Origin of the sequence: Anaerophaga thermohalophila str. Valhall, assembly GCF_000250735.1 — a bacterium.
GTDB classification, from domain to species: domain Bacteria; phylum Bacteroidota; class Bacteroidia; order Bacteroidales; family Marinilabiliaceae; genus Anaerophaga; species Anaerophaga thermohalophila_A.
In genome coordinates this window covers 1-2246 of record NZ_AHZV01000266.1, presented here as the reverse complement: position 1 = coordinate 2246, position 2246 = coordinate 1, and the positions used below count along the sequence as shown (strand labels likewise).

General features: G+C 43.1%; 2 protein-coding genes. Both read left to right on the top strand.

What is annotated here, in order from left to right; translation table 11 throughout:
* The first annotated feature begins 584 nt into the window (after window positions 1-584).
* The gene (locus OQ5_RS0114285; RefSeq protein ID WP_016778136.1) at window positions 585-1418 is read left to right on the top strand and encodes a hypothetical protein; all 834 of its coding nucleotides are present in this window, start codon (window positions 585-587) and stop codon (window positions 1416-1418) included.
* A 27-nt stretch (window positions 1419-1445) separates the two neighbouring features.
* Window positions 1446-1931 carry a UpxY family transcription antiterminator gene (locus OQ5_RS21200; RefSeq protein WP_255297556.1) on the top strand — a complete coding sequence of 162 codons (486 nt, stop codon included), beginning with the start codon at window positions 1446-1448 and terminating at the stop codon, window positions 1929-1931.
* The last annotated feature ends 315 nt before the right edge of the window (window positions 1932-2246 follow it).

Genomic DNA, 2246 nt, shown 5'->3' with positions numbered 1-2246 from the left:
GGTTGCTGGTTGCTGGGTGCTGGGTGCTGGGTGCTTGTTGCTGGTTGCTGGTTGCTTGTTGCTTGTTGCTGGTTTCAGGTTTCCGGTTCGCTTGGCTCGGCTTCTTGCCTTGTAAGAATTGGTCAATTCGTCAATTGGTAAATTGGTAAATTGATAATTGATAATTGGTAATTGTTCATTGGTAATTGGTAATTGGTAATTGGTAATTGAAAAATCTGTGATATCTGTGGTGGATTTTCAACCTTAACCTTAACCTTATCCTCAACCTGTTTTGTTGCTGGTTGCTGGGTGCTGGTTGCTGGTTGCTGGGTGCTGGTTGCTGGTTAGCTCGGCTCCGCCGATTATCTTGTAAGAATTCGTCAATTGATCAATTAGTTAATTGGTTCATTGATAATTGGTAATTGAAAAATCTGTGATATCTGTGGTGCACTCTCTACCTCAACCTCAACCTCAACCTCAACCTCAGCCTTAACCTTAATTGGTCACTGATAATTGTAACTTTTACCCTCCACCCCATTTTATTTGCACCAAATTTCAATAAATTTGTCCTCAACAAAGCACCAGGTAACCAAAAGCTGTAAAACATGCATACCCGATATATTACCCTGTTTGTCATCATTGGTTTGCTGACAGGTTGTGGACAGTCGCGAAAAGAAATAGTCTCCCAAAAGTTGGATGAGGCCATTCAATTGCGCGACAGTGGACAATACAACCTGGCCAAATTAAAGCTCGACACCATCATCAACAATTTTAACGACCTGACCGAAGAAGCGGCTTTTGCCATTCGCATGCTGGACGAAATAAAACTGATGGAACAACAGCGTAATCTTCAATATCTCGACAGCATGATAGCTGTCAAAGAAAAAGAGCTGGAACCGCTACTGAAAAATTTTATCCGCTCCGATGAATACGGTTCACAACCCATCCTTATTCATAAACGGCAAAGACCCGAAAACAGCTATAACCGTACGTTTATCCGTGCACACCTCGACACAAAAGGGGAATTCTATATTTCCAGCCGTTACTACGGTACGTCATGGATAAAACACAATCAGATTAAGGTCTACCATGCCGGAGAATCGGTTACCTCAGAAGTAGTCCCTCAGGACGGATTCAATAACCGCCGTTTTCAGGACGGTGATAGCAAATGGGAAATTGTAAGCTATAAAGATGGTGCTGACAACGGCATCATCAATTTCATTGCATCTAACGTTGATAAACCGCTGAAAGTGCAGTTCATCGGCGAGAAATATTACTACATTGTGATGGAACAATTCGACAAAGAAGCCATCCGCGACGGTTATGAAACGTCATTCGTCCTGCAGGAACTGGCCGGCTTGCGTGAAGAAAAAAGACAGGTAAAACAACAAATTGAGAAGTTAAAAAAAATTGCCCAGTCAAAAGAAAAAAGCAGTTAAAGTTTTGGAAAAGAAGATTCAACCGCGATGGTATGCGCTTTATACCCGGTCAAGAGCCGAAAAAAAGTATATGAGCAGTTAAAATCCCTTGGAATTAAAACCTATCTCCCACTCCGTAGAGAGTTACGGCAATGGAGCGACCGGAAAAAATGGGTGGAAGTGCCCGTTATCAGCTCCTATATATTTGTTAATATTACCCCCTCGCAATACAGGGATGTCTTCAATGCTCATGGTGTGGTAGCTTATGTCTCCCACAAAGGAAAAGCAGTGCCAATCCCCGACCATGAAATAGAAGCCATGCGCCGCACCGTGGAAAATAAACTCGCTTTTTCTGTCGAGTCCGACACCCTCCGCAAAGGCGAAAAAGTTACCATCACCAGTGGGCCACTTAAGGGTATTGAAGGCGAAGTGGAAGAGATACAAGGCAGGAAAAAACTGTACCTGCGTATCAGCCATATCGGCTATATGCTCGTGCTTAACCTTGAAGATGTTGTGAGAAAAGAGGAAGGCTGAGGTTGAGGTTGAGGTTGAGGCTGAGATTGAGAGGCACCACAGATTTCACAGATGAACACAGATTTTTCAATGACCAATTATCAATGACCAATTATCAATTATCAATTATCAATGAACCAATTGACCAATTGACCAGTTGACCAATGACGAATTCTTGCAAGGCAAGCGGCGGAGCCGGGCGAACCGGAAACCCGGAACAAGAAACCCGGAACAAGAAACTTTTTTGAGGAGCAGGTAAAGACCCACGGCCGTGCGTCTCAACAATCCTTAACTCAAAAAATACACCATATAAGAACACAAAAGATTAAGTTGCAT

What these genes read in the sequence shown, in the direction of transcription:
- OQ5_RS0114285 (WP_016778136.1), top strand. Translation starts at nt 585, where the DNA reads ATGCATACCCGATATATTACCCTGTTTGTCATCATTGGTTTGCTGACA.
- OQ5_RS21200 (WP_255297556.1), top strand. Translation starts at nt 1,446, where the DNA reads ATGGTATGCGCTTTATACCCGGTCAAGAGCCGAAAAAAAGTATATGAG.